Annotated in this window: 28 protein-coding genes; 14 read left to right on the top strand and 14 right to left on the bottom strand. The window is 74.6% G+C overall.

Features of this window, described 5'->3' with window-relative positions:
- Positions 1-41 precede the first annotated feature (41 nt).
- Positions 42-854 (bottom strand): nitroreductase/quinone reductase family protein, encoded by an 813-nt coding sequence (locus J2S66_RS01755; RefSeq protein ID WP_310302907.1) that lies wholly within the window; start codon positions 852-854, stop codon positions 42-44.
- Positions 855-1219: 365 nt separating this feature from the next.
- On the opposite strand from J2S66_RS01755, the gene J2S66_RS01750 reads away from it, so the two are divergent.
- Positions 1220-1864 (top strand): DUF4232 domain-containing protein, encoded by a 645-nt coding sequence (locus tag J2S66_RS01750; RefSeq protein ID WP_310302903.1) that lies wholly within the window; start codon positions 1220-1222, stop codon positions 1862-1864.
- A gap of 55 nt (positions 1865-1919) precedes the next feature.
- On the opposite strand, the gene J2S66_RS01745 is transcribed toward J2S66_RS01750, so the two are convergent.
- The 4 genes from J2S66_RS01745 to J2S66_RS01730 all read right to left on the bottom strand — a co-directional run bounded on the left by J2S66_RS01745 (position 1920) and on the right by J2S66_RS01730 (position 6143).
- On the bottom strand, positions 1920-3227 hold the full coding sequence (locus tag J2S66_RS01745; protein WP_310302900.1) for an ABC transporter permease: 1308 nt from the start codon (positions 3225-3227) through the stop codon (positions 1920-1922).
- Positions 3224-3943: an ABC transporter ATP-binding protein gene (locus J2S66_RS01740; protein WP_310302897.1), complete on the bottom strand. Its 720-nt coding sequence runs from the start codon at positions 3941-3943 to the stop codon at positions 3224-3226. The genes J2S66_RS01745 and J2S66_RS01740 overlap by 4 nt, the downstream gene beginning before the upstream one ends.
- Complete coding sequence (locus tag J2S66_RS01735; protein ID WP_310302893.1) at positions 3940-4959, bottom strand: permuted SH3 domain-containing protein; 1020 nt, start codon at positions 4957-4959, stop codon at positions 3940-3942. The genes J2S66_RS01740 and J2S66_RS01735 overlap by 4 nt, the downstream gene beginning before the upstream one ends.
- Before the next feature lie 152 nt (positions 4960-5111).
- Positions 5112-6143, bottom strand: coding sequence for a GDSL-type esterase/lipase family protein (locus J2S66_RS01730; RefSeq protein WP_310302891.1), 1032 nt, complete (start codon positions 6141-6143; stop codon positions 5112-5114).
- 648 nt (positions 6144-6791) lie between these two features.
- On the opposite strand from J2S66_RS01730, the gene J2S66_RS01725 reads away from it, so the two are divergent.
- The 3 genes from J2S66_RS01725 to J2S66_RS01715 all read left to right on the top strand — a co-directional run bounded on the left by J2S66_RS01725 (position 6792) and on the right by J2S66_RS01715 (position 8906).
- Positions 6792-6971, top strand: a complete 180-nt coding sequence (locus tag J2S66_RS01725; protein WP_310302888.1) for a hypothetical protein — start codon at positions 6792-6794, stop codon at positions 6969-6971.
- A 197-nt stretch (positions 6972-7168) separates the two neighbouring features.
- Positions 7169-8332 carry an L-histidine N(alpha)-methyltransferase gene (locus J2S66_RS01720; RefSeq protein ID WP_310302885.1) on the top strand — a complete coding sequence of 388 codons (1164 nt, stop codon included), beginning with the start codon at positions 7169-7171 and terminating at the stop codon, positions 8330-8332.
- Between the two features lie 7 nt (positions 8333-8339).
- The gene (locus J2S66_RS01715) at positions 8340-8906 is read left to right on the top strand and encodes a hypothetical protein (RefSeq protein ID WP_310302882.1); all 567 of its coding nucleotides are present in this window, start codon (positions 8340-8342) and stop codon (positions 8904-8906) included.
- 130 nt (positions 8907-9036) lie between these two features.
- Here the strand turns inward: J2S66_RS01715 and J2S66_RS01710 are convergent, their stop codons facing one another.
- Positions 9037-9375, bottom strand: a complete 339-nt coding sequence (locus J2S66_RS01710) for a DUF6292 family protein (protein WP_310302879.1) — start codon at positions 9373-9375, stop codon at positions 9037-9039.
- A gap of 304 nt (positions 9376-9679) precedes the next feature.
- Between J2S66_RS01710 and J2S66_RS01705 the strand changes: the two genes are divergently transcribed.
- Complete coding sequence (locus J2S66_RS01705; protein ID WP_310302876.1) at positions 9680-10366, top strand: HNH endonuclease family protein; 687 nt, start codon at positions 9680-9682, stop codon at positions 10364-10366.
- Here J2S66_RS01705 and J2S66_RS01700 read toward each other — a convergent pair.
- Entirely contained in the window at positions 10363-10896 is a 534-nt protein-coding gene (locus J2S66_RS01700; RefSeq protein WP_310302873.1) for a hypothetical protein, read from the bottom strand. The genes J2S66_RS01705 and J2S66_RS01700 overlap by 4 nt on opposite strands.
- A gap of 70 nt (positions 10897-10966) precedes the next feature.
- Positions 10967-11965, bottom strand: coding sequence for an NAD(P)-dependent oxidoreductase (locus J2S66_RS01695; protein WP_310302870.1), 999 nt, complete (start codon positions 11963-11965; stop codon positions 10967-10969).
- Here J2S66_RS01695 and J2S66_RS01690 point away from each other — a divergent pair.
- Positions 11964-12893: an alpha/beta hydrolase family protein gene (locus J2S66_RS01690; protein ID WP_310302867.1), complete on the top strand. Its 930-nt coding sequence runs from the start codon at positions 11964-11966 to the stop codon at positions 12891-12893. The two genes, J2S66_RS01695 and J2S66_RS01690, sit on opposite strands and share 2 nt — an antisense overlap.
- Before the next feature lie 6 nt (positions 12894-12899).
- Here J2S66_RS01690 and J2S66_RS01685 read toward each other — a convergent pair whose 3' ends face one another.
- Both J2S66_RS01685 and J2S66_RS01680 read right to left on the bottom strand, forming a co-directional pair.
- Entirely contained in the window at positions 12900-14390 is a 1491-nt protein-coding gene (locus tag J2S66_RS01685; protein ID WP_310302864.1) for an amidase, read from the bottom strand.
- A 70-nt stretch (positions 14391-14460) separates the two neighbouring features.
- The gene (locus tag J2S66_RS01680; protein WP_306745489.1) at positions 14461-14619 is read right to left on the bottom strand and encodes a hypothetical protein; all 159 of its coding nucleotides are present in this window, start codon (positions 14617-14619) and stop codon (positions 14461-14463) included.
- A gap of 17 nt (positions 14620-14636) precedes the next feature.
- On the opposite strand from J2S66_RS01680, the gene J2S66_RS01675 reads away from it, so the two are divergent.
- Together J2S66_RS01675 and J2S66_RS01670 are read left to right on the top strand one after the other, a co-directional pair.
- A complete protein-coding gene (locus J2S66_RS01675) occupies positions 14637-15272 on the top strand; it encodes a hypothetical protein (RefSeq protein WP_310302861.1) in 636 nt (211 codons plus the stop codon).
- A gap of 219 nt (positions 15273-15491) precedes the next feature.
- The gene (locus J2S66_RS01670) at positions 15492-16445 is read left to right on the top strand and encodes a hypothetical protein (protein WP_310302858.1); all 954 of its coding nucleotides are present in this window, start codon (positions 15492-15494) and stop codon (positions 16443-16445) included.
- On the opposite strand, the gene J2S66_RS01665 is transcribed toward J2S66_RS01670, so the two are convergent.
- From J2S66_RS01665 to J2S66_RS01650, 4 genes are all read right to left on the bottom strand, one after another.
- Positions 16438-16782, bottom strand: coding sequence for a hypothetical protein (locus tag J2S66_RS01665; RefSeq protein ID WP_310302855.1), 345 nt, complete (start codon positions 16780-16782; stop codon positions 16438-16440). The genes J2S66_RS01670 and J2S66_RS01665 overlap by 8 nt on opposite strands.
- 75 nt (positions 16783-16857) lie before the next feature.
- Positions 16858-17502: a response regulator gene (locus J2S66_RS01660; protein WP_306745495.1), complete on the bottom strand. Its 645-nt coding sequence runs from the start codon at positions 17500-17502 to the stop codon at positions 16858-16860.
- The gene (locus J2S66_RS01655; RefSeq protein WP_310302853.1) at positions 17499-18521 is read right to left on the bottom strand and encodes a sensor histidine kinase; all 1023 of its coding nucleotides are present in this window, start codon (positions 18519-18521) and stop codon (positions 17499-17501) included. Before J2S66_RS01655 ends, J2S66_RS01660 begins: the two co-directional genes overlap by 4 nt.
- The gene (locus tag J2S66_RS01650; protein WP_310302849.1) at positions 18518-19918 is read right to left on the bottom strand and encodes a serine hydrolase domain-containing protein; all 1401 of its coding nucleotides are present in this window, start codon (positions 19916-19918) and stop codon (positions 18518-18520) included. The genes J2S66_RS01655 and J2S66_RS01650 overlap by 4 nt, the downstream gene beginning before the upstream one ends.
- 236 nt (positions 19919-20154) lie before the next feature.
- Here J2S66_RS01650 and J2S66_RS01645 point away from each other — a divergent pair, with 236 nt between their 5' ends.
- From J2S66_RS01645 to J2S66_RS01620, 6 genes are all read left to right on the top strand, one after another.
- Entirely contained in the window at positions 20155-21216 is a 1062-nt protein-coding gene (locus J2S66_RS01645) for a sensor histidine kinase (RefSeq protein ID WP_310302846.1), read from the top strand.
- The gene (locus J2S66_RS01640) at positions 21209-22294 is read left to right on the top strand and encodes a hypothetical protein (RefSeq protein WP_310302843.1); all 1086 of its coding nucleotides are present in this window, start codon (positions 21209-21211) and stop codon (positions 22292-22294) included. The genes J2S66_RS01645 and J2S66_RS01640 overlap by 8 nt, the downstream gene beginning before the upstream one ends.
- The gene (locus J2S66_RS01635) at positions 22279-22929 is read left to right on the top strand and encodes a response regulator (RefSeq protein ID WP_310302840.1); all 651 of its coding nucleotides are present in this window, start codon (positions 22279-22281) and stop codon (positions 22927-22929) included. Before J2S66_RS01640 ends, J2S66_RS01635 begins: the two co-directional genes overlap by 16 nt.
- Positions 22930-23010: 81 nt before the next feature.
- Positions 23011-23658, top strand: coding sequence for a hypothetical protein (locus J2S66_RS01630; RefSeq protein ID WP_310302837.1), 648 nt, complete (start codon positions 23011-23013; stop codon positions 23656-23658).
- Between the two features lie 115 nt (positions 23659-23773).
- Entirely contained in the window at positions 23774-25090 is a 1317-nt protein-coding gene (locus J2S66_RS01625; RefSeq protein ID WP_310302834.1) for a glycoside hydrolase family 6 protein, read from the top strand.
- A 159-nt stretch (positions 25091-25249) separates the two neighbouring features.
- Positions 25250-26467, top strand: coding sequence for an MFS transporter (locus J2S66_RS01620; RefSeq protein ID WP_310302831.1), 1218 nt, complete (start codon positions 25250-25252; stop codon positions 26465-26467).
- Positions 26468-26531 lie beyond the last annotated feature (64 nt).

Genomic DNA, 26531 nt, shown 5'->3' with positions numbered 1-26531 from the left:
GCCGGCCGGCCCGGGACCCGCCCGGGCCGGCGTGGGGTGGCTCAGACGTCGAGGAGCGGCACCAGCTGCTCCTCCTCGTAGTCCAGGTGCGCCTCCAGGTCGGCCACCAGCCGGTCGACGTCCCGCCGCAGGGTCGCCACGTCGCCGCGCTCCAGCGTCGCCTGGAGCTCGGCGAGCAGGGCCGCCAGGTGGACGTGCTCCTCGCGCAGCCGGGCGAGGACCGGGTCCAGCTCCGGGAAGCGCTGCTCCAGCGCCGGGAACACGCCGTTGTCCTCGGACGTGTGGTGGAACCTCAGGCCCTGGCACGCGGTCAGGCAGTTGACCTTCAGCTGCGCGCCCAGCGTGCCGCCGCTCTCCGCCACCTCGCGGCGGATCGTCCGCAGCTCGCGCCGGAACGCGTCGTGCAGCAGCTTCAGCGCCTCTCCCATGCTCGACGCGTTCGGCGGGCCGCCGGCCACCTGCTCCAGCGCCACCACCGGGATGACCCGGCTCGTCTGCTCCTGGTAGCGCGCCCACCCCGGGTCCGCCTCGACCGCGCGGGCCCAGACGGCGTCGCGCTCCGCGCCCTCCAGCACGGTGGCCTTCGCGTCGTAGGTGAACACCCCGTCCTCGACCTGCACGACGGGGTTCGCGCGCAGGTTGCGGAACCAGTCGGGGTGGCGCGGCGACCCGCCCGCCGAGGCGATGACGAGGATGCGGTCACCGTCGGGCAGGTAGCCGACGGGCGTCGTGTGGCGGGCGCCGGTGCGCGCCCCCGTGGTGGTGAGCAGGACGAGCCTGCCCCCTTCGAAAGGACCGCCGACGCGGCCCCCGTTCGCGCGGAACTCGTCGATGACCTGTTGGTTGAAATCCATTCGTGCGCTCCCCTGAGGACGTTTTTCGGGCATGACGGCAGAATCGCGGGTGAATGTTCCCGCGATTTTCCGTGGAGGTTGTGCGGAGATCCGCGGGCAGCACTGCGCCCGTGGTGGCGCGTCGGGGACGCGGAGTGCGTCGGGGACGTGAGTGCGCCGACGACGCGATGAAGAGGCGGGTGCGTCACGTGCGAAGACGTGGAAACCCAAGGGGAAACGGGGCGGGCCGCGGGCCCACCCGGCGGTCACTCCGCGGCCGGGTGACTCTCTCGCTCGTGGCTCAAGGCCGACCCGGCAGTCACGGGACGAGCTTAGCCGGGGAATGCGCGGCCCGGCAACTCCCATTCCTGTGCCACTATCGGGACGTGCCCCGCATCATTGTCGCCGCGCTGCTGGTGTTGCTCACGTCGTGCACCACTCCGCCGCCGGAGATCCCGGCCCCGAAGACACCGACGACGCCCTCGGTGGACCGGCCGGCCTCGCCGCCGGCCAGCCCCTCGCCGGCCGACCCCTCGTCGGGCACCCCGTCATCGCGCACCTCGTCGTCGGATGCCCCGTGCACCGCGGGCCTGCTGCGCTACTCGCTGGGCGAGCAGGACGCCGCGATGGGCCTGCGCACCCTCGGCATCCGGGCCACCAACTGCGGCACCCAGCCGCTGACCCTGGACGGCTACCCGGCGATCGAGGTGCTCGACGACACCGGCGCCGTGCTCCCGGTCGTGGTCGGCCGGGGCTCGTTCGGCATCTCCAGCGTCGAGTCCTTCGACGCGATGCCGCAGCCCGTCACCATCCACCCGGGCGAGTACGCGACCACCGCCGTGCTGTGGCGCAACACCTACGACGACACCACCGCGCCGCCGGCGGTCGGCACGCACCTGCGCATCACGGCGGCCTCGGACATCGCCGCCGAGGTGTTCGCCCTCGCCGACGAGGAGGGGCCGAACAACATCGACCTCGGCAGCACGGGCCGACTGGGCGTCGCCCCGTGGCGGGCCGTGACGCCCGGCTGACCCTGCCGCCGGGATCGAGCGTTGCCGGGATCGGTGTCGCCCGGATCGGGTGCCGTCAGGCCCGCATCACCGTCGCGATCGGGATGCGGGCCGCCCGCAGCGCGGGGATCAGCCCGCCCAGCACACCGGCCACCAACCCCGCGACCACGCCCGCCACGCCCGCCTGCCACGGGAAGTCGACGCCCTCCAGCGACGGGAAGCGGGACCCGAACAGGGTCAGCGCCACCTTCAGGCCGAGCACGCCCGCGCCGATGGCCAGGGCCGCCGTCAGCAGGCCCGTCAGCAGGGTCTCCGCCAGCACGATCCCGGCCAGCAGCAACCGGGGCGTGCCCACGGCGCGGCGCAGGGCGAACTCCTCGACCCGCTCGCCCACGGTCGCCAACCCGACGTTGAGGATGCCCGCCACGCCGATCAGCAGCACGAGCGCCGCCATGCCCAGGAAGATCCAGCGCATCAGCGCCAGCTCCGTGGACATCCGCTCCAGCACCTCGATCGTGTTGACGTGCAGGTCGCCCACCGGCGCGCCCGCCGCGACGAGCCTGGCCCGCAGCACGTGCTCCGCCCCGGTGGACGTCGGCGACATCAGCACCTGGAGCCCCGGACCGAAGCGGGACCCGGTGACGCTGTCCACGGGCAGCCAGTTCAGCAGCTCGTCGGACCGCACGTACGCCACGGGCCGGTCGTCGCCGTTCGCGACCACACCGGTGAACACCGGGGTCGGGTTGTGGGCGGCGCCCGGGACGTGCAGCTCGGCCGGCACGCGGTACCGGGTGAACGCCTCCGCCGCCGCCTCGTTCAGCACGAGCCGGGGCGCCATCGACGGAGCACCGCCGAACTCCAGCCACTCCCCCTGCACGGTGCGGAACGGCCGGAACTGCCGGACGTCGCCGGTCAGGCCCACCAGTTCCAGCTCGATGGCCTGGCCGGGCGGCGTGTCCGCGGAGCCGTCGTCGACCACGTAGCAGCCGGACGCGTCGCACGTCCTCTCGCCACCGCCCCAGGACGGTCCGTCGACCGGCCCGCCGCCCTCGTTGATCGGCTTCACGCCGGGTTCGCCGATGAACGCCTGCACGCTGGTCATCGCGACCGCGTCGGTGCGCCCCGCCAGCACCTCCAGCGCCACGGGCACGGCGGGCCCCTCGGGCGACAGGTACATCTGCCGGGTGCCGTCCTTGCCCGTGGACAGCTCGACGTCCGCGAGCAGCGCGCGGTTGGCGATCTCCGCGCCCGCCTGCACCACCACGACGGCGAGCACGCCGAGGAACAGGCTGACCATGGACAGGAACGTGCGCATCTTGCGGGCCCTGATCCCCTGCCCGCCGATGACGAGCGAGGACCGCAGCCGGCCGGACAGCCCGATCACACGACCACCCGCGCCGAGGCCGAGCCCTGGTGCAGCAGGCCGTCGGACAGGTGGAACACGCGGCCCATCTTGGCGGCGTGGTCGTGGTCGTGCGTCACGAGCACCAGCCCGCACCCCTGCTCGGTGGTGGAGCGCAGCACCTCCACGACGAGGTTGCCGGTGTCGGTGTCCAGGGCGCCGGTGGGCTCGTCGGCGAGCAGCACGCGCGGTTCGCGCACCAGCGCCCGCGCGATGGCGACGCGCTGCTGCTCGCCGCCGGACAGCCGGGGCGGCTTGTGCTTGGCCAGGTGCGCGACGCCGACGCGCTCCAGGGCTGCCATGACCTTGGCCCTGCGCTTGCGGCGCGGCAGCCAGCCCTGCCCGTTGACCAGGGCCATGGCGACGTTCTGCGCCGCCGTCAGGTGCTTGAGCAGGAAGAAGCGCTGGAACACGAACCCGAACTCGGCGCTGCGCAGCGCGGCGGCCTTACGCTCGGGCAGGCGCGTGATGTCCCGCTCCCCCAACAGGTACTGGCCGCCGTCGGCGCGGTCGAACAGCCCGATCAGGCTGAGCAGGGTGCTCTTGCCGGAGCCGGAGCGGCCGAGGATGGCGATGCTGTCGCCCGCGTGCACGGTCAGGTCGACGCCCGCCAGGATGGCGCGCGGCTCCTCCTGGCCCTTCAACGTCTTCGTGAGGCCGGTGAGCCGGATCAGCGGCTGCGGCGGCGTCGGGATCACCTGTCGCCCGCTTCGGGGTTGCCCTGGGCCGGCTCGGCCGGCGGCAGGTTCGGCCCGGGCACGGCCAGCGTCTCGTCGCCGGTGAGCCCGGACCTGACCTCGACGACCTTGCCGTCGGTCAGGCCGAGTTCGACGTCCCTGGTCTCCCGGCGGCCGTCCGCGCCGACCACGTCGACCTTGCCCTTGCCCTGGCCGCCCGCGACCGCCTCGACCGGCACGACGAGCGCGTCCGCCGCGGTGGCCGTGACGAGTTCGAGGGTGGCGGCGGCACCGTTGATGAGCGTGACGTCGGCGGGCGCGGTGCACACCAGTCGCAGGCCGGTGGGCTCGGACGACGGGGTGTCCGGCGGCTGCTCCTGCCGCTGCGGTGGGCCGGGCACGGCGGTCTCGCCGGGCTTCGTCCCCTGCTCCTGCGGCGGCGCGGGCGGTTCGGCGGGCACGGTGCCGCCGGGCAGCGCGGCGATCGTGCCGAGCAGCGCGCACGGGAACGGGCCCGGGCCGTTCTTGATCTGCGCCTGCACGACGCCCCGCGCGGCGTCGGAGATCCGGTACGCCTGCTCGCCGCTGATGTCGGCGACGATGCCGTAGCCGCCGTGCTTGGCCGACGCGATCGGCATGCCCGCCGTCACCGTGGCGCGGTCGTCCACGAGCCGCCCGCCGAACACCGCGCCGGCGGGCACGTCCACGTTGGTGGGCTTGCCGTCGAGCCACACGGTGGCGAACCGGGTGGGCTTGGTCGGCGTGCCGGTCACCTCGGGCAGGGTCAGGTAGCGCACCTGCCCCGCGACCGGGGCCACGATGCCGAAGACCGGGTTCATGGTGACCTTGCCGGTCAGGCTGACCTCGTTCGACAGGTCCTGCCTGGTCGGCTTGGCCGTGGTCTGCACGGTGTCGCGCGGCGCGAGACCGGGGTCGAGCGGCGCGCCGCCCGTCGACGTGCAGGCGGTGGCCAGCGCGGCGGTCAGCACGGCCGCCGCCGGCCCTCCCGCGCGGGCGAATGCGTTCTTGCGAGACACCGGTCCCCCCACAGCAGATCCCCACTATCCGGTCGGGCCAACTTACCCACAGGACGCCCGCACCCCGGACGGGGTTGCACGGAAAGCGGAAACCGCCTTCCGGCCCGTGGGCGGGAAGGCGGTTTCCGCTGGTGGATGCCGGCGCCTACCGGTCAGGCGACGGCGTGCAGGTTGCCGTCCGCCCCTTCCAGGCAGCGCGCCGAACCGGCGCCGCCGGTGACGAACTCGGTGATGCAGCGGCCGAGCTGGGCGTGCGCGGCGGCGTTCGGGTGGAACGACTGCTGGGCGAGGTGGAGGCCGATGGCGTCGAGGCCGCCGGTGACGAGCGCGTGCGGGTCGACGGTGAGCCGCCGCTGCCACTCGCCGCTCGTCGTGCCGCCCTTGCTGCACGCCTCGCGGTTCTCGGTGGCGCGGGAGAAGTCCAGGAACTTCACGCCGGACCGGGCGGCCACGCCGCGCAGCGCCTCGTTGAACTGCGGCACGGCGACCGTGCGGCCGTACTGGGCGTCCGCGAGCCGCAGCGGGCAGCCCTGCGGGCCGTGCAGGACCTTGTCCATCTTCTCCGTCACCGGCGAGGCGTACGAGGTGAGGATCAGGTCGTAGGAGGAGTGGGCGTAGCCGGCGGTGGTCATGGCGGTGCGCACGTCGGCCAGCGCCCGCTCCACCTTCGGCGCCATCGCGGCGAGCCGGCCGGGCCACTCGCGCTCCAGCTTCGAGCGGCAGCTCGCGCCGAACGGGTTCACCCAGGCGGCGACGCAGTCGACCATGGTGTCGGCGAACCGCACGTCGTCGTTGGCGCCGACCTGCACGACCACGGTGGTGACGCGGAACTGGCGGGCGAGGTCGATCAGCCGACGCGCCTGGGAGCCCTCGGTGTAGTGCACGGTGTCGGCCAGCGACACGTTCGCCGAGTCCGCCCCGGAGCAGGCGAGGTTGAACGTCCGCGAGGCGAGCTGCGTCTTGTGGACCATGGCCTGGGTGGAGCGGTGGCACCAGTTGCCGTTCTGGCCCTCGGTGCCGGACTCGTAGGACCCGGCCCCCTCGCCGGACATGGCGCTGTCGCCGAGCGACACGACGGCGGTGGGCCGGTCGTCCGCGGCGCCGGCGGTGACGGGGGTGGTGGCCAGCGCGGCGCCGGCCAGCAGCAGGGCGCCGACCGCGGCGCAGACTCGTTTCCTCGACACCGAGGACCTCCACAGGGCTTCGTCGACCAGGGCGTCAACCGACCGTAAGTGCCTGGTCACACGACGACAACTAGCCGATCGGCTACACCTGTCGGCCCTTCGGGGCTCCGCAGCGCGGCGCGCGGGCGGACCGGTCGGGCGAGATCACCCGGCTGGGGGCAACCGGGCGGAGCGCCTGCCGAGCGCCGCCGTGCCGAAGGTGCACCCGTCGCGGCTGCCCGCGGCGCGAGTGGGTGCCGGCGGGCTGCTCGTGGTGCGCTGCTCGTCGGGCCAGGACATCCAGCACTTCGCCGTGTCCCCCACCGGCGCCCTGTCCGACCGCACCGCGGGCACGACCGGCATGACCGGTTTCAACCAGCCGCTCGACCTCCCCCTCCCTCGACCCCCGCACCGGGTCAGTCCTATGTGGACAGAGAGGAGCCGGTGCGGCGGCTGGGGGTCCGGGACGCGCCGCCGGGCGCGGTCACCACCGCGCCCGGCGGCTCCGGTTCGTGCCCGTGAAGCGGGAACTTCGTGACGATTCACTCTGTTGCAGCAGCGTTTCGAGCATATTCGCCCTGACGGTCGGGTATCCGTTGCTCCCCCACCCTGTTCGTTCGACGAGGAGCGCGACATGGGCACCCACACTGCGTCGGTCGGGAGGTCGTGATGGCACACGTGCGTGATCTGGTCGATGTCGTCAGCGGCGACGAGTTCGACCAGCCAACCCCCTACGGTCTGGTCTACCCGGTGTGCACGGCGGACGGTTCGGCCCCGTCCAGCCAGCGCGGCCGCACCTGGGAACACCTCACGGCGTCCGGCCGAGACCTCCGGCCGGTCAGCGGGTGACGCCCGGAGGTCTCCCACCCACGGGGTCGTAGGCGAGGAGCCTGCGACCCCACTTTTTCGCCGTGGGGACGGCCGGGAGCGCGGGACGCCTCCGCGGCGGACCGGCGGACCTCGCGGTGACCGGGTGCCACGGCGTTTCCCCGGCCGGCGTCGGTGGTGATCGGTAGGCTGCCGGTGGGCGACGCGAGGGAGGCCGAGTGACGGCGAGCGAGGGGCGACTGGTCGGCGACCTCGCCAAGGCCATCGACGAATCGGACTTCGCGTGGTCGCTGGTGCTGGTCGGCGAGGACCAGCGGGACAAGCTGGCGGCGTTGACCAGCGACCTGCTCGGCAAGCCGTCCACGACCGGCGACGGCAAGCAGATCACGTCGGGTTACGCCTACTGGGGCATCGGGCCCACGATCGCCTGGGCGCACGCCTGCGCCGATCCGTTCTACCTGGTGATGAAGCAGAGCCTGGACTCGTTCACGCGCCGGTGGAGCCGGGTGCGCGGCAAGGTCGGCTCGGGCTTCCACCACGTGAGCTTCGGCGTCGGCACCGGCCACAAGGACCGGCTCGTGCTGGACCACCTGCTCGACCACAACCCGGACCTGCTGTACGTGCCGGTCGACATGAGCTCGGAGATGCTGCGGCTGGGCACCCAGCAGGCCACCCACGGGCTGCGCGTGCGCGGGCACCGGGTGGTGCCGGTGCAGCTGGACTTCTCGATCCCGGAGAACCTGGCCGAGTTCCGCGACCTCGTGCACCGGATGGTCGGCGACGAGCCCGTGCTGTACTCCCTGCTGGGCAACACGATGGCGAACTTCGACCACGACGCCGAACTGCTCGCGGGCCTCACCGGGCTGGTCCGGCCGCAGGACCTGTTCCTGCTGGAGGTCGCCACCACCGACGCGCTGTCCGACGAACTCGCCCAGGACGCGGTCGAGGAGTACGCGCGCAGCCGCGCCTACCGCGAGTTCGCGACCAGCGCGTTGATGCACAACACGGACCTGACGATCACGCTGGACGCGGTGCGGTTCCGGGGCGCGGTCGAGGGCGACCGGGCGTTGAAGGTGAAGGTCGTGTACCAGAACGGGACGGGCGGCGACATCATGATGATGCTGCCCGACCGCACGCGCGTGCCGTTCCCGGACCAGGACACCATCCGCCTGTACCTGACCCGCAAGTACGCGCGGAAGGCGTTGGACGGGGTGGTGGGGGCAGCCGGGATGCGCAAGGTCGTCGGCACGCACTCCGACTTCCCGGTGCCGCGCTCGGCGCAGGGGTTCGGCATGGACCTGCTGCTGCTCGCGCCCGGCGGGCCGGACGAACCGGCGACGTCCGGGTCGGGCAGTCGTGCCCGCGACATCTGGGAGCACTGAGCCGCCGATGACCAGGGTCGTCATCACCGCGCTCACGTTCGGCGCGCTCGCGGTGGCGATGGTGCTGGGCGTGTCGTGGCTGGTCGTGTCGCCGCCCGGGGAGCGGTGGGAGCCCGCCGTGAACTCGCTGGCGCTGCTCGCGGGCATCACCGGCATCTTCGCCGAGCGGTGGGCGGCGCAGCGCGAGCAGCGCGAGCAGGCCATCGGGTCGATCAGGCTGGAGATGGCCCGCAACCGGGAGACGCTCGACGGCGGGGAGTTCGGCGCCGCGACCAGACCCGGCAGGCGGCTCTACCCGCGGTTGATCCAGTCGGCGGTCGACTCGGCGTTCTCGTCGGGGGCGTTGAGCCCGCGTCGGGACGCCGAGCTGATCGACCTCCTGCACCGGTGGCGCAGTGCCGTCGGTTCGGTGAACCGGAGGCTGGAGATGACGGAGACGCTGATGTTCACCAGCGCGTCGGCCGAGGAGGTCGAGCAGCTGCACCGGGCGTTGCACAGCAAGGGCAGCTTCATCCAGGGCGTGCGCGCCCTGCTCGACGAGACCCAGGCATACCTGGGCGAACTGCCCCGCTGACCCGAGAGTCCAACACCCGGGTCGCGAGAGTCCGACGCTCAGGCCGGCCAAGTTCTACGTCCAGGACCTTCGATTTGTTGACTCGCGAGTGAAGAACTCTCGGGGCCTGAGCGTTGGACTCTCGCGGGGGTCAGCTGGCGGCGAGGAGGTCCTCGTCGGTGGTCAGGGCCAGGCCGTCCACCCAGCGGGCCACGGCGGCCGGGTCCGGGCGCACCGGGCCGCGCAGGCGGGACAGGACGAACGGCGGCTCGGCGCTGTCGCTCTCGACCGCCACGGCCCAGCCGCGCGCCTCGTCCCAGAGGAGGGCGACGTCGCGGTCCGGGAAGCCCGGCAGCCGGCCGTCGAGCGCCAGGTAGGCGCTGCCTGCCTGCGCGAAGAAGGAATCACCCCGAAGCCCCAGTGCGCGCGTCACCTGGGTGACGTACGCGTGCAGGGCGCGGATCTCGTTCTCGTCGAACTCCCAGTCCACTTGAGCACCCCCGAAGGCCGACAACCGCGCCGTGGTGACCGACGCGATCCGGGGTAACCCGTACGGACGTCCCTCAAACAAGTGCGTTCGGTTTCACACACTCGGAGTCACCTGTCCGGGTGTCGGGTCCGGCGGGCGAGTCGGCCGGCGACGAGCACGGCCCGCCGACCGCTGGGCCAAGTGCCGCAGGGTCCTGCCGCCGGGTACCGCCACCCGGCGGCACGTGCCTCCGCCGCAGGTCGCAGCGGGTTTCCCGGAACGCGGCCACGGGTAGGGGCCGGGCACGACGACTGGAGGACGGGCGATGCTCAGGCGGACCACGGCGGTCTTGGCCGCACTGCTCCTGCTGCTGACCGGGTGCGACGTCGTGGGCTCGCTGCCCGCGGCCGGTGGTGGCACCACGGTGGACCGGGTGCCCGAGGGCACCGTCGACGGCCCGACCGCGCAGACCCTGCTGGCGCGGCTGGCCGTGGCCGAGCCCGGCCGGATGAGCGGTTACGCGCGGGACTGCGACAACGGCGCGGGGTGCGTGTTCGGGCGGCCGTGGGAGGACGTGGACGGCGACGGCTGCGACCAGCGCAGCCAGGTCCTGGCCCGCGACCTGACCGACGTGCGGCGCAAGGAGGGCCGGTGCGCGGTCGAGTCCGGCTCGCTGCTCGACCCCTACACCGGTGACACCGTGACGACCGTGTCGAAGATCCAGATCGATCACGTGGTGCCGCTGGCCGAGATGTGGCGCAGCGGCGCGGCGGCGTGGCCCCGGGAGCGGCGGGTGGCGGCGGCGAACGACCTGCGCAACCTGCTCGCCGTGCAGGGCGGGGTCAACCAGTCGAAGGGCGACCAGACGCCGGACGAGTGGATGCCGCCGAACGGCGCGTTCGCCTGCCAGTACGGGCGGGTCTACGTCACGGTGAAGGCCGAGTACGGGCTGAGCGTGACGGCGGCCGAGCGGGGCGCGCTGGAGCGGGCCCTCGCCACCTGCGCGGCCTAGGCCGGGCGCGGGGTGTCCACGGCGAGGGCGGCGATCCCGTCGAGGTAGTCGGCGGTGAAGCCGCCCGTCAGCAGCTCGGTCTCGGCGACCACGACGGTGGTGCCGTCGAGCGTGTCGGAGTCGTAGTTCAGCGCGGTGAACGGCACGTCGTCCACGCGCAGCAGCGCGCCGGGCAGCGGGCGGATGTCGCCGGTCCCGTGGACGTCCTCGACGCGCTTGAACTCGCGCGCCTTCGCCCGGTCGTCGAACTCGACCCACGCGACGGACACCAGGATCGTGCCGCCCTCGTCGTCGGTCAGGGTGAACAGCACCCGGTCGAGCACGACGCACGGCGTCGCCGTCAGCAGCTCCTGGACCTGCCCGAACGAGTGCGCCGCGCAGTCGGCGTCCTGCCGGGTCGCCCGGTCCACGACGCGCAGCCCGTTGTCGCGCCACACCTGGTCCGGGTCGGCGGGGGCCGCGAGCCCGCTCGCGCCCGCCGCCACCGCACCGGCCACCGCCACGGCCGCGACCACCCCACCGGTTCCCACCAACAGCCTCCTCGGACCCGCGCTCCTCCCTGCTGGTACCCGGTACGACGGTAGTCCCGAACATCGGGGATCAGGGCGTTCGGGCGTCGAACGCCCGGACGACCGCGGCCATGTCCTCGTCCTCGTCGCCGGCAGCGGCGGCGTAGTACTCCCGGAGCAGCCGCATGAGCCGGTCGTCGACGCCGGCCGACGCCAGCGCGTCGGCGATGAGCCCCGCGTCCTTCAACGCGCCGTCGAGGCCGAACGACGGTGGCTCGAACACGCCGTCGATCATCGCCTTGCCCTTGACGTGCGCGTAGGCGCTGTCCACGGCGCCGCCCCGGATGGCGTCGAGGAACGCCGCGGGGTCCAGGCCCAGGCCGCGCGCGAGGGCGACCGCCTGCGCCGCGGCGGCGGTGATCGACAGGACCCAGGAGTTGGCCACGAGCTTGAGCCGCTGGCCGTCGCCCGGGTGGTCGCCGACCCACACCGTGCGCGAGCCGATGGCCTCGAACACGGGCGCCACCGCGTCCCGCGCGTCAGGCGACCCGGCCGCCAGCACGGTCAGCGTTCCCCGCTCGGCGGGTTCGCGGGTGCCGAGCACGGGCGCGTCGACGAAGCCGACGCCCTTGGTGGCGGCGAGTTCGGCCAGCCGCTCGGCGCCCTCGACGCCGACCGTGCCGCACTGCACCCACACCGCGTCGTCGCGCAGGCGGGGCAACGCGTCCACCATCACCTCGGCGGTCGCGGACAGGTCGAACAGCACGGTGATCACGACGTCCGCGCCGGTCACCGCCTCACCGGCGTCCTCGACGACGGTGGCGCCGTCGGAGGCCAGCGCCCGCGCCCTCTCGGGGCTGCGGTTCCACACGACCACGTCCAGCCCTGCGCGCAGCAGGCTGCGTGCCATGCCGGCGCCCAACAACCCGGTTCCCAGCACCACGACGACCATGCCCCCAACCTCCCACCGGAGGCGGGGCCGCGCATCCCCGGCGGGCGGGGACGCGGCGATTGACAAAGCGGAACAGCGCTCCGTATATTTGCGGAACAACGCTCCGCTTAAGGCGGGCGCTCGCGGAAGGAACACCATGAGCCGAACTCCCACCCCCGTGCTCTCGGTCGCCCCGGTGACGCTGCCGACCCCCGACCGGGCCGTGGACCTGCAACTGCGCGTCTCCGCACCGGTGACCGGGGACGAGCTGCCGGTCGTCCTGCTCTCGCACGGCCACGGACCCTCGAACCACCTGTCCTCGCTGAACGGCTACGCACCACTCGCCCACCACTGGGCGGCGAGCGGGTTCGCCGTCATCCAGCCGACCCACCTGAGTTCGCGGACGCTGGACCTGGGGGACCACCCGGAGGCCCCGCTGTTCTGGCGGTCGCGCGCCGAGGACATGACGCGCGTCCTCGACCGGCTCGACGAGGTGGAGGCCGCCGTCCCGCAGCTCCTCGGGCGCCTGGACCGGAGCAGGGTCGCGGTGGCCGGGCACTCGATGGGCGGGCACACCGCGAGCCTGCTGCTGGGCGCGCGGCTCACCGACCCGGTCGACGGCGCCGAGGTGGACCTGGCCGACCCCCGCATCACGGCGGGCGTGCTGCTCGCCGCGCCCGGCCGGGGCGGTGACGCCCTGACCGAGTCCACGGCGGAGCGCTACCCGTTCTTCGCCACCACCGACTTCTCCACGATGGGCAAGCCCGCGCTCGTGGTCGCCGGCGACGAGGACCCCTCCGCCCACCTGACGGTCCGGGGCCCGGAGTGGCACACCGACCCGTACCACCTCTCCCCCGGCCGCAAGGCGCTGCTCACCCTGTTCGGCGCGGGGCACGGGCTCGGCGGCGTCTCCGGGTACGACGTCGCCGAGACCACGGACGAGAACCCCGCGCGGGTGGCCGCGGTCCAGCGGCTCACCGCGGCCTACCTGCGCAGCGAGCTGCACCCCGGCGACCCCGCGTGGCAGCGGGCGTGCGACGCGCTGACGACCGGGCCCGGCGCGCTCGGCCGGGTCGAGTCCAGGTAGCCGCTCCTACGGCGTGGTCGGCAGGTAGGTCGGGGCGCCGCGGGCGCGCGTCGACCGCTCGAACGCGGCGGCGAAGCCCAGCACCGCGGCGTCGGCGCGGTGACCGGCCATGAACGAGACGCCGATCGGCAGCGGACCCGCGAAGCCCGCCGGGACGGTGGCGTTCGGGTAGCCCGCCACCGCCGCCGGGGTGGACGAGCCGATCTCGAAGGCGTCACCCGCGCCGTACCCCGTCTTCCACGCGGGACCGTTGGCCGGGGCCATGATCACGTCGAGCCGGTGCGCCGCCAGGGTCTCGTCGATCGAGCGGCGGGCCAGGGCGGTGGCGGTGCGGCGCTGCTCCCGGTACACCGGGTCGGTCGGCGGCGGGGCGTTGACGGCTTCGAGGAACAGCTCCTGGCCGAACCTGCTCAGCTCGACCGGGTCGGCCTCGTTGAACGCGATCAGCTCGCGCAGCGTCCCCGGCACGCCCGGCCGGGTCCCGAGGTACCGCTCCAGGTCGTGCTTGAACTCGGTGAGCAGCGCCGGGAACTCGGCGGCCTCGATCTCGTCCTGGTGGGGCAGGTCGACCTCGACGACGGTGGCGCCGGCGGTGCGCAGCGCGTCCACGGCCGACCGCACCACGCGGTCGACCTCCGCGTTGCGGCCCGCCTTGCGCCACACGCCCACCCGCGCGCCGCGCAGCCCCGCGGACGACAGCGCGGCCACGTGGTCGACGCCGGAGAGCGCGGACATCAGGACGGCGGCGTCCACGACGTGCCGCGCCAGCGGTCCGGCGGTGTCCTGCCGCGACGAGACCGGCACGATGCCGTCCGCGCTGACCAGCCCCAGCGTGGGCTTCAGGCCGACCACGCCGTTCTGCCCGGCCGGGCACACGATCGACCCGTCGGTCTCGGTGCCGACGGCGACCTGCGCCAGCGACGCGGCCACCGCCGCGGCCGCCCCCGACGACGACCCGCACGGGTTGCGGTCCAGCACGTACGGGCTGTTCGTCTGACCGCCGACGCCCGACCAGCCCGACGTCGACCGGGTGGACCGGAAGTTCGCCCACTCCGACAGGTTGGTCTTGCCCAGCACCACCGCGCCGGCCTCGCGCAGCCGGGTCACGAGCGCGGCGTCGTCGCGGGGCGGCACGTGCAGCGCCCGCGAACCGGCGGTGCTCCCCATCGCGCGGGTGTCGATGTTGTCCTTGAGCAGCACGGGGATGCCGTCCATCAGCCCCTTCGCGCGCCCGGCGGCCCGGCGGCGGTCGCTCTCCGCCGCCTGGCGCAGCGCGCCGGGGTTCACCACCAGCACGGACCGGACCAGGCGGTCCACCGTCCCGATGCGCCGCAGGTAGGCGCGGGTCAGGTCGACCGAGGTCAGGGTGCCCTCGTCCATGCGGCTCACCAGCTGCGGGATGGTGGCCCCGTCCAGGTCGGGGACCGGGTGGGCGTGGGGGTGCGCCGGCGGTGCGACGAGGAGCGCGCACAGCGGGGCCGCGAGCAGGGATCGCATGCGGTCCACCCCAGACCCGTTCGCACGCCCGGGCAACTCCCGGGTTGCCGTCGCCGCGGCGCCGCGCGCCTCAGGGGTTGGGGGGCGCTTCGGCGATCCGGGCGTGCAGGCGTTCCCTGATCTCCTCGGGTGTGTAGGCGCGGCGCTTGCGCTCCGCGCGGGCGATCACCGCACCCGTCGCGGCGACGCCCGCGACACCGGCCAGTCCGAGCAGCTTCCACCAGCGCATCTGCCTAGGCTACCGGGATGGCTGGGACGAAGATCGGTCTGGACGAGGCGGTCGAGCTGACCCGCACGGGCGACGTGTGGCTGTTCCGCGGCAGTTCGGCCGCCGACCGCGCGATCCGGGTGACGACGAACAGCCCCGTGAACCACGTGGGCATGACCGTGGCGGTGGAGGACCTGCCGCCGCTGATGTGGCACGCCGAGCTGGGCCGCTCGCTGCCGGACGTGTGGACCGGCACGCACCACCGGGGCGTGCAGCTGCACGACCTGCGCGAGGCCGTGCTCGTGTGGGCGCGCCGGTACGGGCAGCGGGCGTGGCTGCGGCAACTCGACCTGCCGACGACCAGCGAGCAGGACGACGCCGTGCTCAGGACCGTGGCCCGGCTGAACGGCACGCCGTTCCCGTCCACGGCGCGCCTGGCGACGCGGTGGCTGCGGGGCCGGCTGCCGAACCCGCGCCGCTCGTCGGAGGCCACCCTGGAAACGGCCTACTGCGCCGAGGTGGTCGCGGTGACCTACGAGGCGATGGGCCTGCTGCCCGCCGGCCGCCGCGCCAACTGGTACGACCCCGGCCGGTTCTGGAGCGGTGACGAGCTGGAACTGGAGGCCGGTTACCGGTTGGGCGAGGAGATCGCGGTGGAGATCCCCGCCGGATGACCCCGACCGGATGACCCTGTGCCCGCCGCGGTCGAGCCTGTGGTCGAGGTGGTCGGCGGGCGGGTCGACGTGCTGGCTCGCGCCGCACGGCGTCGCGCGCACGCCGAGTCGACCCACAGTGCTCGGCCGGCGGCGCGGTGCGCCGGTGCCGACCGCCTTCGTCCGGGTGTTGTCCGGAAACGACCGTGCGGAACGGTCCGCGGCCCTACCATCCCAGCGGTGAACAGGCGTTCGGGCGTGGTAGTGGCGGTGCTGGCCGGGTGCGCGCTGGCCGGGTGCGCGGCGGAGGCGGACGTGCCCGAGCAGCCACCCGTCACCGGTCTGCTCGGCGCGCTGGCGGGCGTGCGGGCCGCCGACGGGTCGACCGCGTACGTCGAGTACGGCGACGTGGCCGCGGTGCGCGCGCTGGTCGCCGCGGACGGTCAGCGGTTCGGCGGGCTGGCCGGCTACGGCTACTCGGACCTCGCCTCGCGGGCGGGGAAGGTCGCGGAGGTCGTCGGCTTCGACGCCTCGGCGGCCACGTCGGCGCTGCGCGTGGGCGAACCCCCGACGTGGGCGGCGGTGCTGCGGCTCGACGTGGACGTGGCCGCCGTGGAGGGGAAGCTGACCGCGCTCGGCGGCGAGCGCGACCGGTCCGGCACGTGGACCACCGCCGGTGACGGCGAGGTCGTGCCGCGCGGCCCGCTGGCGAAGACCGGTGTGGTGAGCGGGTTCCAGCGGGTCCGCGTCGAGCCGGGCGCGGTCCGGCACGGCACCGGCGGCGAGGCGCTGCGGTGGGTCGCCGACCCGGGCGACCGCACCCTGGCCGACGACCCGATGACCGGTGAGCTGGCCCGGTGCCTGGGCGACGTGGTGGCGGCGGTGATCACCGGCCCGAAGGCGGGGTTGCCGCTCGCCGCCGGGGTCCGCGCGACGCCGGCGGGCGAGGCGGTCGAGGTGGTGTGCGTGCCCGACGAGAACCCGAACGCACTGCGCGACCTCGTGGCGACGAACCTGGAGACGGCGCGGACCGGCCGGCCCGAGTGGCCGAGGCTGCTGCCCGGTGCGGCGGCCGAGCAGCCCGCCGACCAGACCGGCGTGGTGCGCGTGGCCGTGCCGGCGGGTCCCGGCACCCAGGCCGGGCGGGTGCTCCAGGCGTTGCAGCGCGGCGACCTGGCCACGCTGTTCAGCTGACCGGCCTCCTGGGGACCGGCGCACCCGGTTCGCGCCGGATCGTCCGGCGGAGCAGCGGCGGCGCCAGGGCGAACCCGACCACGGCCCACAGCCCGAGCGCCACAGCGGTCCACGGCGGTCCACACCGGCCGCCGACCCCGGCCGCCACCGCCGCGTCCGGCAGCGGGGCCGACCGCAGGCCGAGGCCGAACCAGTACAGCGGGAACGCCTGGCCCACCGCCTGCGCCCACCCCGGCAGGGCGGTGAACACGGCACTCATCGCCGGCACGCCGGGCACGCCGTGCCCGGCGTGCGCGCCCAGCGGCAGGTCCGCGCGGCGGGCGCCTTGGACCGCCACCTGGACCGGTACCCGGCGGAACCGGCCTGAGCGCGGCGCTCGGCCGGTCGGCCCGGCGCTCGACCGGTCGGGTGCTCAGCCGGTCAGCCCGGCCTCGTGGGCGAGGATCGCGGCCTGCACGCGGTTGGCCACGTCCAGGGTGTTCAGGATCGCGCTGACGTGCGCCTTCACGGTGCCCTCGGCCAGGTTGAGCCGCCGGGCGACCTCCTGGTTGGACCGGCCCTCCCCCACCAGGGCGAGCACGTCGCGCTCCCTCGGCGTCAGCGCCGCCACGCGTTCCCTGGCCCGGCGGCCCGCCCGGCCGCCGCGCAGGTCCGCGACGACGCGCCGGGCGATCCGGGGCGACAGGTACGCACCGCCCTCGGCCACCGCCCGCACGCCGATCAGCAGCTCGCGCGGGTCGGACGCCTTGAGCAGGAACCCGTCCGCGCCGTCGTCCAGCGCCGCGGCCACGTACTCGTCCTCGTCGAACGTGGTCAGCACGACCACCGCCACGCCGGGCAGGGTGCGGCGCAGCTCGCGGGCCGCCGCCAGCCCGTCCTGGCGCGGCATCCGGATGTCCAGCAGCACGACGTCCGGCCGGTGCGCCCGCGCGAGGGCCACGGCCTCGTGGCCGTCACCGGCCTCGGCCACCACCTCGATGCCGGGGTCGGTGTCGAGGATCGCCCGCACGCCCGCGCGGACCAGCGCCTCGTCGTCCGCCAGCAGCACCCGGATCACGCGTCCTCCTCCACAGCGGACTCGAACGGCAGGCGGGCCGCCACGGTGAAGTCCGGGTCCCGCCGGACCACCAGTCCGCCGCCCAGCACCCGGACGCGCTCGGCCAGGCCGGCCAACCCCGTGCCGCCGTTCCCGACCGCGCCGTTCCCGACCGCGCCGTTCCCCCCTGGGCCGCTCACGGGGTTCGACACGGTCACCAGCACCTCGTCCGCGCACCGGTCCACCCGCACCGACACCGGTCGGCCCGGCGCGTGGCGGGCCGCGTTGGTCAGCGCCTCCTGCACCACCCGGTGCACGGCGCGGTCCACCAGCGGCGGCAGGGCGGGCGACCCGGTGCGGGTCAGCACGACCGGGAGGCCCGCGTCGGCCGCGCGCCCGACCAGGTCCTCCACCGGCTCGTCCGGCGTGCCGACCGGGGTGGCGCCCTCACGCAGGACGCCGAGCGTGTGCCGCAGCCGGTCGGTGGCGTGGACGGCCGACGCGCGCAGCTCGGCCGCCGACCGGCGGACCCGGTCCGTGTCGGCGGTCAGCTCCAGCGCGCCCGCCCGCAGCGCGATCAGCGCCAGCTCGTGGCCGAGCGAGTCGTGCATGTCGGTGGCGATCCGGGCGCGCTCCCGCAGCCCGGCCTGCTCGGCGACCAACTCCTGCGCGCGTTCGAGCTGCGCGATGCGCTCCCGGCCCGCGGTGATCAGCTCGGCCTGCTGGCGGCGGAACAGGCCGACGAGCCTCGGCAGCACCACGAACACGGCGAGGCTCGCCAGCACGCCCATGCCCTCCGGGATCGCCACGACCCCGACGGCCACCCCCACCGCCGCCGCCGAGCCCAGGACCGCGCCGCCGCACCGGGTGGGCAGGTGGCGGCCGTGCAGGTAGGAGGCGACGGCCAGGGCGATGAACAGCAGCTGCCGCCAGAGGGGCAACGCGTCGGTGTCCAGCCCGTTGAGCACGCCGACCGCCGCCAGCACCGCCAGGGCCACGCCGTTCCCCACCGGGCCGTTCCCCACCTGGCCGCTCCTCACCGGGCGGACTGTACCGACCGCAGCCGCACCACCCGGGCGAACGCCACGACCAGCCCGGACAGGGCCGCGACGCCCAGGGCGATCGTCAACGGGGCCGCGAAGTACGTCAGCTGCTCCCAGGTCACCGTGCGGCCTGACGAGACCACCTCGATCGAGTACGGGTAGGCCGCGAACACCGCGACCGGCAGCAGCACGGGCAACAACCGCGCCACCGCACGCCACCGCGCGGCCCCCGCGCGCCGCTCCGCCCACCGCCGGGCCCGCCGCACACCCACCACGGCCAGTACCGCCGAGGCCGCCACGACGAGTCCCAGCACCAGCTCGAACGCCTGCCGACCGCCACCCGGGTCCTCGGGCCGCCCGCCCTCGGCGATCGCCGCCAGGCCCTCCAGGACCGGGTAGGTGTCGTCCTGCACGCCCGCGCCGTTGGTCAGCACCGCGAAGCCGTGACCGGTGCCCGGCACGATCGCCTGCACGGCGTTGTAGGTGAACAGGTTGCCCGAGTGGGTGAGCCGGCCGGCGTCGTCGGGCGCCCAGCCCATCGCGTACTCGTCCACAGTGGACGGCGTGTGCATCGTGCGCAGCCCCTCGGCGGACACGAGCCGCGTCCCGTACCCGTTCTGGGACACCAGCCACCGGCCCAGGTCGGCGGCCGTCGTGATGACGCCGCCCGCGCCGCTGTCGTCGTGGAACCCGGGCATCTCCGGCCTCGGCACCCACGCGCCGAACAGCGAGTTGTAGCCGTCGGCGGGGCGCAGTTCGTCGTCCGACACCGCGCTGCGGGACATGCCGAGCGGCGCGAACACCGCCTCGCGCAGGTAGTCGCGGAACCGCCGGCCGCTCGCCACCTCCACCAGGCGCGCGGCCAGGTCGTAGTTCACGTTGCAGTACCGGTAGCGGGTGCCCGGGTCGTCCGCCAGCGAGTCGGCGCGCAGCCGGGACGCGTAGTCGGCGAGCGACGTCGCGTCCCGCAGCGCCTCGGTGTCGACGGTGGTGTCGGAGAGGCCGGACGTCTGGTTGAGCAGGTGCCGCGCGGTGATCCGCTCGTGGCGCGGATCGGCCATCGTGAAGCCGGGCAGCCGCGCGGCGACCGGCTCGTCGAGCGCGATCCGGCCGTCCTCGACGAGCGTCATGACCGCCATCGCGGTGAACGACTTGCTGACCGACGCGATCCGCATCGGCGTGTCGGCGGTGACCGGGTTCCCGTCCGAGTCGTGCCCGAAGCCGGTGGCGAGCACGACGCGGTCGCGGTGCGTCACGACGGCGGCCAAGCCGGGCAGGCCGGTGCTGCGCGCGGCGCGTTCCAGGTAGTCCTCGAAGTCGGTGGCCGGGTCGGCGTGCGCCGCGGGGACGGGTGCGGCCAGGACCAGCACCAGGGCGGTGATCAGGTATTTCACCCGGGGAACGCTACGAACCGGTCGGGAGCGCGGACATCTGCCGATCGACCCGCACCACCCCCGACGAAAGTCAGGGGTCCCCGGGAGTCGTGCGCTCACGACGGCCATGCCGGCACGAACGTAGAACTCACGGGACCTGAACGTTGGACTCGCCGGGTGCGTGGTGGGCCGGGGAGGGGCCGGGCGGGGTGTGGGGGTGTCCTGCCGCACCGGTGGGGCCGGCTTAGGGTCGGTGCGTGCGCGGGCCGGTGGAGGAGTGGTTCCTGTCCGCCGTCGCGCGGTTCGCCGGGCCGGTGCGCGGGGTCGGGGTCGCCCTGCTCAGCGCGTTCGGCGTGCTGTCGGTGCCGGACGGCGGGGTGTGGATCGCGCTCGCCGTGCTCGGGCTGGTGCTGCTCGGGGTGGTGGCGGACTTCGCGGGGCCCCGGGTGGCGTTCGTGCCGGCCCTGGTGCGGGTGGTGGCGGTGTGCGCGGCGCACGGGGTGGTCGGGGGTAGCGAGCAGTGGGCGCTGAACGTGCTGACCACCACCGCCGTGACGTTGCAGTGGGAGTGGTCGGCCCGGGTCACGGTGCCGGCCACGGCCCTGCTGCTGGTCGTGCACGGGTCGGCGGTCGGGTGGAGCGGCACCGCCGTGCTGCGGGTCGTGGTCGAGTGCGCGTTGGCCCGGGGCGCGTTCGTGCTGCTGCGCCGGTCCACGCGCCGGGTGGACGGGTTGCGGGCCCGGCGGGCGGCGTCGGAGCGGGCCGAGGCGGTCGCGGTGGAGCGGCGGCGGCAGGAGCGGGAGTACCTGGCGCTGCTGCACGACACGGCGTCGGCGACGTTCCTGGTGGTCGCGGTGGGTGGCGCGGACCCGGCGGCGGTCGCGGGGTACGCGCGGCGCGACCTGGAGCTGTTGAGTGGGAGCGCGAGCGGGGCGCCCCGGGAGAGCGTGGTGGACGTGGGGGCGGCCGTGCGGGCCGTCGTGGAGCGTTCGCCGTTGCGGGTCGAGGCCGTCCTGGAGACCGTGCTGGTGCCGCCCGCGGTGGCGTTGGCGCTGGTCCGGGCGGTGCGCGAGACCCTGGTCAACGTCGAGCGGCACGCCGGGGTGACCGAGGCCTCGGTCACCGTGCTGCCGGTCGGCGGCGGTGTCGAGGTGGTGGTGCGCGACGCGGGGCGCGGGTTCGACGTGGCGGCGGTGTCCGAGCACCGGCGCGGCATCCGCGGTTCGGTGGTCGAACGGGTGGCGGCGGTCGGCGGGCACGCGGAGGTCGTGTCCGGCGCGGGCGGCACGACGGTGCGGTTGACGTGGTCGCGTGACTGAGACCGGCCCCGACGGGATCGCGACCCTGCGGCGGGTGCTGCTGGTCGTGACGGCGGTCGTGCAGGTCAGCCTGGGGGTCCTGCCGCTGGTGAGCCACCCGCACGGGCCTGGCGCCGTGATCTCGTTCGTCGTGCTGGGGCTGGTCGCGGTGGTGTGCGCGTTCTGGGTGCTGCCCCGCCGGCCGCTGCCGTGGCCGGTGGTGGCGCTCGGCACCGCGGCCGTGCTCGCCGCCTCGGTCGTGGCCACGGCCGCGCTGCCGCCGGACGGCCACTTCCTCGACGCGCACTGGTCGTACGGCCTCGTCGGCTGGCACCTGCTGGTGCTGCTGGTCGACCGCGTCCCGCTGCTGCTCGCCGCGCTGGGCGCGCACACCGCGCTCGACGTGGCGCAGTTCGCGCTGGCCGGGACGCCGGACCGGGAGGAGATCGGCGGCGCGGGCGTGGTCGTCCTGGGCGTCACCAGCTTCCAGCTCGGTGTGCTCCTGCTCACCCGGGCCCTGGTGCGCACGGCCCGCCAGGCCGCCGAGGCCGCCGCCGAGCGGGAGCGCGCCGAGACCCGCACCGCCCTGGCCCGGCGGTGGGAGGAGGACCTGCGCGCCGGGTTCGCCGGGCAGCTCGGCGCCACCGTGCCGCTGCTCGCGGACCTGGCGGACGGCGTCCTCGATCCGCGCGCCGAGGAGACGCGGTCGCGGTGCGCGCTCGCCGCCACCCAGCTGCGCCGGCTGTTCGCGGAGAACGACGACGTGCCCGACCCGCTGGTGCACGAGGTGAGGGCGTGCGTGCACGTCGCCGAGCGGCGGGGACTGGCCGTGTCGCTGGCGGTCAGCGGCGCGCCGGTGCCGGTGCCGACGGACGTGCGGCGGGAGCTGACCGGACCGGTCGCGGTGGCGTTGTCGGGGGCGCGGGAACGGGCCCGGGTGAGCCTGCTGCGGACCGGGACCGAGGTGCGGGTGGCGGTCATCACCGACGGCGTGGCGGGATCGACGGCCGACGGGGGAACCGCGACGGGCCGGGTCGAGGTCGAACGGGGTACGTACGGTGGGCAGGCGCGGATGGAGGCCAGATGGCGGACGAGCTGACCGCGGTCGTCGTGGACGACCACCCGGCGGTGCGCGCGGGGGTCGCCTACTGGCTGTCGTCGGGCACTCCACCGATCACCGTGGTCGCGGCCGGCGAGGACGTGCGGGCGGCGTGGCTGGGCGAGGGCGCGCGGGCCGACGTGGTGATCCTCGACCTGCACCTGGGCGGTCCGACGCCGGCGCTGGGCGACCTGCGGCGGCTCGTGGAGGCGGGGCGGCGGGTGGTCGTGTACTCGATGCGCGCCGACGACGAGATCGCGCTCCAGTGCCTGGAGCTGGGCGCGTTGTGCTACCTGACCAAGGCCGAGGGCGCGGACCACCTGGTGCAGGCGACCCGCGCGGCGGCGGCGGGCAGGCCGTACACACCGCCGTCGCTGGCGGGGGCGCTCGCGGGCGACCGGTCCGACCACCGGCCCGCGCTGTCGGCGCGCGAGGTCGAGGTGCTCGTCGAGTGGTTCCAGTCCGAGTCGAAGGACTTCGTGGCGCAGCGCCTGGGCATCTCGCTGAGCACGGTCAACTCGCACCTGGAGCGCATCCGGATCAAGTACGCCCTGATTGGACGGGAGGCGCCGACCAAGGCGGCGCTGGTCGCGCGGGCGATCCAGGACGGCCTGATCGGCGTCGACGACCTCTGAGCCCCTGTGGTGCGAACGACCGACGCGGGACTGCTCCGATCGGCGTTAGCCTCGGGTGCCGTTCTACCCTTGGGAGTTGCCTTGACGCACGTCCGCACCACCCTGCTCACCGCCGCCTGCGCGTCCGCCCTGCTGCTGTCGGCCTGCGGCGGCGACACGGACGGCACGCCGGTGTCCGCGCCGACGGGTGGTGCCACGACGGGCAGCGCGACCGAGGAGACCACCTCGTCGTCGGCCGCACCCACCTCGGCCTCCGCGAAGGACGTCCCGGCCGGCGACGTGACCGCGCCCGGCACGGAGCTGGCGGTCGGCGACCGGGCCGTCGTGCCCTTCAAGTACGGCACGGACAAGAACGGCACCATCGCCGTCACGGTCACGGCGATCGAGCAGGGCGACAACGCGGACCTGGCGAAGTTCGGCGACAAGGCCAAGGGCATCACGCCGTTCTACATCCGCGTGTCGGTGGAGAACGTGGGCGGGACGGACCTGTCGTACAGCTCGGTGAGCCTGCGCGGCCTCGGCGCGGACGGCAAGGGCACCGGCGTGATCATCAGCGGCGACACGGACAAGTGCGAGTCGGAGACCGCCGCGCGCGACTTCACGACCGCCGGCGCGAAGTACGAGACGTGCGTGCTCTCGGCGGCCCGCGAGGGCTCGGCGGTCACCGGGGCGAGCTTCGACAAGGGCGGCGACGCCTACGTGGACGACCCCATCGTCTGGAAGAACTGACCCGCACCGCCTCCGCGATCGGCGTCCGTTCGGCGCTGATCCGCGCACCGCGCCGGCGGTACCGTGGTGGCACACCGCCTCCGTCACGCTGTCGCGATGCCCGGAGGTCCGTCCGATGACACCACTGGCGCGGCTCGCTGCCGCCCTGGTCACCCTCGCCGCCGCCCTGGTCTGGAGCCCGCCGGCCCAGGCCGTCGGCCGCGTCGACAACCCGTATGCCGGGGCGCGCCCGTACGTGGACCCCCAGTGGTCCGCCCGCGCCGCCGCCGAACCCGGTGGCGGCGCCGTCGCCGGTGAACCGACCGCCGTGTGGCTGGACGGCGTCGCGTCCGTCCACGGCGGGCACGGCCGGATGGGCCTGCGCGACCACCTCGACGAGGCGCTGCGCCAGGGCGCGGACCTCGTCCAGCTCGTCCTCCGCAACGCGCCGGGCCGCGACTGCGGGTGGCTGTCGACGAACGGCGAGCTGGCCGCGGACGAGCTGCCGCGCTACCGCGCCGAGTTCGTCGACCCGATCGTCGACGTCCTGGCCGACCCCGCGTACGCGGGCCTGCGGGTCGTCGTCGTGGTCGAGCCGAACTCGCTGCCGTTCCTGGTGACGCACGTGCTGCCGGAGGCCGACGCGACGCCGCGCTGCGAGGAGGTGAAGGCGAACGGCGCATACGTGGGCGCGGTCGGCTACGCGCTGGCGCGGCTCGGCGCGATCGGCACCACGTACTCCTACCTCGACATCGGCCACCACGGGTCGTTGGGCTGGTCGTACTACCGCGAGCCGTTCACCGCCCTGCTGCTGAAGGCGGCGAACACCGCGGGCAGCACGACCGCGGACGTGCACGGGTTCGTCGCGAACACGGCGAACTACTCGGTGCTGCGCGAGGAGCACATCACCAAGTCCACCATCGCGGGCCAGCCGATCCTCCAGAGCAGGTGGGTGGACTGGAACCCGTTCATCGACGAGCTGTCCTACGCGGACGCCGTGCGGCGGCACCTGGTCGCGGCCGGGTTCCGCGCGGGCGCGGGCGTCGTGGTCGACACCTCCCGCAACGGCTGGGGCGGGCCCTCGCGGCCGACCGGGCCGGGGTGGGAGCTGAACGTCGACACCTACGTCGACGGCGGGCGGCTCGACCGGCGGCTGAGGATCGGGAACTGGTGCAACCAGGTCGGCGCGGGGCTGGGCGAGCCGCCGACCGCGTCGCCCGCGCCGGACGTCGACGCCTACGCGTGGCTGAAGCCGCCGGGCGTGTCGGACGGGGCGAGCATCCCGATCCCGACCGGTGACGAGAACTTCAACCGGATGTGCGATCCGACCTACACCGGCTGGCCGGACTCGACGCCCGGCCCGACCGGCGCGCGGCCGGACTCGCCGCCGGCCGGGCAGTGGGACGCCGGCCAGTTCCGCGACCTGCTGCGCAACGCCCACCCGCCCCGTTAGGCCACCAGCCCCCCAGGCCACCTGCCCCGCTGGACCGCCTGTGAGGAGCGGCACGCGGGCCGGGGGCACCCGGGCCGGTAAAATCGTTTCAGTAGCTAATCAGTTCTGATCAGGTCCGGTCACCGTCGACGCGGGACACGGTGACAGGAGCGCATGCGCATGACCACGACCGCGGAGCCGTCGACGACCCGCCGGGGCGGCGCCACCGCCGCGATGGGCGCGATGGCGCTGGGCGGCTTCGCCATCGGCACCACCGAGTTCGCGACGATGGGCCTGCTGCCGCAGGTGGCGGAGACGTTCGACATCTCCATCCCCACCGCGGGCCACGCGATCAGCCTGTACGCGCTGGGCGTCGTGGTCGGGGCCCCGCTCATCGCGGGGCTGGCCGCGAAGCTGCCGCGCAAGGGCCTGCTGATCGCGCTGACCATCGCCCTGGCGGTCGGCAACGGGCTGTCGGCGCTGGCCCCGAACACCACGCTGCTGATGGTGTCCCGGTTCGTGGCGGGCCTGCCGCACGGCGCGTTCTTCGGCATCGCGGCCGTGGTCGCCACGACGCTCGTGCCACCGGAGCGGCGGGGCACCGCGGTCGCCCGGATCATGGTCGGCCTGACCGTGGCCAACCTGGTCGGCGTGCCCGTCGCCACCGCCGCCGGGCAGCAGATCGGCTGGCGGGTGGCGTACTGGGCGGTGACGGCGATCGCGCTGGTCACGACGCTGTCGCTGGCGAGGTGGCTGCCCCGCATCCCGGCCGCGCGGGACGCGGGCGTGGCCGCCGAGCTGCGCGCGTTCCGCCGTCCGCAGGTGTGGTTCGCGCTGGTCACCGGCATGATCGGGTTCGGCGGCATGTTCGCCGTCTACTCCTACATCTCGCCGATCACGACCGAGGTGACCGGACTGCCCGGCTCGGCCGTGCCGTGGGCGCTGGCGACCTTCGGCCTGGGCATGACGCTCGGCGCGATGACGGGCGGGCGGTTCATCGACCGGTCCGTGATGGGCAGCGTGTTCGGCGGGCTGATCGTGACCGCCGCCGTGCTGGTGGCGTTCGCGCTGACCGCGACCGTGCCCGTGCTCGCGTTCACCCTCGTGTTCCTGCTGGGCTACGTGACGCAGGTGCTCGCGGCGGCGTTGCAGGTGCGGCTGATGGACGCCTCGCCGGACGCGCCGTCGCTCGCCTCGTCGTCGAACCACGCGGCGCTGAACCTCGCCAACGGCGCGGGCGCGTGGCTCGGCGGGCTCGCCATCGCGGCGGGCTGGGGCTTCACCTCGACCGCGTGGGTCGGCGTGGCGCTGAGCCTGGCCGGGCTGGCCGTGGCCGCGCTGTCGGTCGTGGTCGAGCGCCGCTCGGCGGCCCGCGCGCCGGAGTACGCGGCGTCCTGAACGTCGAACTCGGTGGGCGCGAACGTACGACTCGCGCGGCGGGAACGCACGACTCGCGCGGCCT

The sequence above is a fragment of the Saccharothrix longispora genome (assembly GCF_031455225.1).
Lineage (GTDB): Bacteria > Actinomycetota > Actinomycetes > Mycobacteriales > Pseudonocardiaceae > Actinosynnema > Actinosynnema longispora.
This window is presented reverse-complemented; position numbering and strand designations above follow the sequence as displayed.